The organism is Caballeronia sp. (genome assembly GCF_049581465.1).
Lineage (GTDB): Bacteria > Pseudomonadota > Gammaproteobacteria > Burkholderiales > Burkholderiaceae > Caballeronia.
Genome location: NZ_JBAUSA010000585.1, coordinates 1 through 2,978 on the forward strand (window position 1 = coordinate 1; position 2,978 = coordinate 2,978).

The 2,978-nt window shown below is 58.1% G+C and carries 1 protein-coding gene and 2 pseudogenes; 1 reads left to right on the forward strand and 2 read right to left on the reverse strand.

Annotated elements, in window-relative coordinates:
* Nucleotides 1-147, forward strand: a pseudogene (locus tag WCA53_RS14345) (IS5/IS1182 family transposase); the annotation flags it as partial.
* Nucleotides 148-506: 359 nt separating this feature from the next.
* On the opposite strand, the gene WCA53_RS14350 reads toward WCA53_RS14345, so the two are convergent.
* Nucleotides 507-1,577: a diguanylate cyclase gene (locus WCA53_RS14350; RefSeq protein WP_423911331.1), complete on the reverse strand. Its 1,071-nt coding sequence runs from the start codon at nt 1,575-1,577 to the stop codon at nt 507-509.
* A 1,184-nt stretch (nt 1,578-2,761) separates the two neighbouring features.
* Nucleotides 2,762-2,978, reverse strand: a pseudogene (locus WCA53_RS14355) (TauD/TfdA family dioxygenase); the annotation flags it as partial.

The window sequence follows — 2,978 nt, forward strand, 5'->3', positions numbered from 1 at the left end:
AAGGCATGGATGGGCGCCACTCATTTCCTGACACGGACCATCGGGCGGGTGAGCACGGAGATGAGCTTGCACGTGCTGGCGTACAACATGAAGCGAGTGATCAAGCTACTCGGTCCAAAAGCGGTTATGAAGGCGATGCGGGCGTAACGCCCGTACGGGGTTGTTGAGCCTTTGCGATATGGTCGGCTGTGATTCGACGTTCGGGTTGTCGCAATCGAAAAGCCGCGCCCCGGTCCGAGACAGGTTTCGTCAATTCCCAGTGGCTACGCGTTTTGACACGCTCTGGGCCGACCGCGGCCTGTCACCACCCGCGCAACACTGAACCCCACGTACCAAGAATCACCGTTTTACAGATCCTGTGTACAGGCTCGCCTATGAGCGCCGAGTTAGCATGGCGGGCGATCGCTGTGACCACAGTAGCGCATCGTATCCCGACAGATTTCCGCTCAACGCCCGAGTCACCAGGCTACAGCCGGAAATTGCATTGGTAATCAGAACGGTCCCAATCAGTTCAGCCGTTCCGCGAATGCGTAACCGTTCTTGCCGTTCCGCTTTACCTCGTACATCGTTTCGTCGGCCACCGCGACGAGGCGACGGTAATCCTGCACGGGATCGGGAAAGCTCGCAATCCCAATGCTGGCACGGACAAATCCAATGCCCATCTGCTCGTCTGTCTGGGTCACACTGGCGATCAGCCGCTGCGCAATTGCTTCTAGTTCGGCGTTCGTAGCAAATTCGCGGACCAACACGACGAACTCGTCGCCTCCGATGCGGGCGACGACGTCAACAAGACGTACTGATTGACGAAATCGTCTGGAAACAGCGATCAAAAACTCATCACCGATACGATGACCGAGCGAGTCGTTGACTTGTTTGAATCCGTCCAGATCGATATAAAAGACGGCGAATTTACGAAGCATCGGATCCGCGGACGACGCTGCTGCCGCTTCCGCAAGCGTGGCAAACAATTTACGCCTGTTTGGCAGACCGGTCATCGCGTCGTGCAGCGCCGCATGCTCGAATTTGTGCGACTCGCCTGCAAGTTGGCGAGCGCGCTTCGCATACATCCCTAGAGCAGTAATCAGCACGCCGAACACTAACACCGACAAAACGATCAACGTGTTCGCGACGCGGGAAATATGCGTGCGCGCATCGGCGCTGGCACGATCGCGCTGCGCACGCCAGTACCCCGACACCGCGTCGAGCAACGCGTCCGTATTGTGGAGATTTGCGTCCGGCAACAGCGCGGATTGCGGGATCCGCGGTGGCGCCAACGGGCTCGCGTTCACCAGAGCGGCGAGCGACGCGAGGCGGGCAGCGAATTCGATACGCGCGCGTCGATAGCCCTCTGATTGTTCCGATTGGGTGTCGCGGTTATCGGCCCGTTGTTGCCAGACGCCGACCAGCTTGCGAGCACTTTCGGCTCGTTCAACCCCTTCAAGAACGAGCCCCATATATTCCTGCTTCAGTTGATCCGAGAAGATCGTCTTGATTTGCACTCCAAGGAACAGAAGACCAATCAGCAGACAAAGAAAGGATGCGCCGGCGATCGTAGCCGGACCTGGCCTGAAGCGCATCTCGAGGGCGCGTCTGCCGCCAGCACGCCGCCCCTCACGAGTGAGAGTAGAGGTTTCGCTGATTTTCGTTGCCATGCTGCCGGTAGCTTGCGCGATGAAAAAACGAACCGATGCGGGCGAACAGGCCGCCATTTGGCTTGACGCGCGGTGCCGGACGGCGTCGATCTTGCGTGACAGGACAGCTCGCGCGACAAAGGCGCGCCGTCGCCAGCTTCGGCGCGGCGGAATCAGGAGGACGAACCGCGCGGCGATCGATCCCCGGGGAAGATACGGGCGCGTTGACGTCGACTCTGGCAACGCTCGCTCCGCTAGGAGGCGACGAGGATAGTGCTACCTGACCGGTCGAAGACGTTTGTTCCGTGGCCGATGTCGATTCAGTGATCGAGAGCGTTTGACGCGCGCTTGCAATTGCTTCTGCGTAGGCATGCTGGTCCTGATTGAACCAAACGCCATACGCAACTGTACCCACGACTCCGACGGTCAGCGCACTTGCCGACGCAACCCAAAGCGCAAGGCGTCCGAACCGCGCAGGTGGTGCGGCAGGCACCGGATCAACGTCAAGATTGAGGTCTATATTGGGGCCATCTGTATCCGATGGCAACTCGGTATGTTTGGACATTGCAACATTCTCCGATCCTTTCGTCTGACATTTAGACGGACCTTGTTCGCATGATTGCGCAACAATTTGGTGTGAAGCCGTCGAAAGAATGTACCCCATCGAGCGGCAACAATTTGCGATGCAGTAGTTGATCTGCCAGTGCTCGCAACGCAGTCGCTCTAAGAATTCTTAAATTCGATTTGTGCACCGGTGAAAAATATCACGCCTCAATGATCCGGTTCGACACGCCCTCATCGACCAGAGAAGCCTGTAAAGCAGATGCGTGCATAAACAAGTGGTAATTCTCAATTTTCCGCGGGGCTTGGCCCTTCGCACATTTCGCGAAGGGCACATGTCGACCCGTTTCCGCCGTTCGACCCTGCGTCGCTTCAAGGGCCGCTTTCGAAGTACAACGGCCTTTCGCGCTGTCGTGGCGGTCGGCGACTGCTGGCCGGCGGACTGCCGTAGTCGCCGACATACATTCTCCGAAAATAGAAAAACCGCCTGATGGTGGTTCTTCCATTCGAGTTCAGCAGGCTGCATGGCGGCATGCCGGAGGGATTCGGCACTACATCGCCGACAGTAGTTTCTCTGGGGTTTTGTAGATTTGCACCAGGCCTGGTGCGTCCGGGTGGCTGGGAGCCAACGGGTGGGATTCGAGCTGACCCATGCGCATCGCGAAGGCCATGTGGTCTTTACGCGAGAGCTTGTCCAGGTCCCGGTCGCGCAGGAAGAGGACCTTGTACTTCAGCAGTGCCGCGTAGATTTCGTTGAACAGGCCGTCATCGTGCACTGCATCGCCG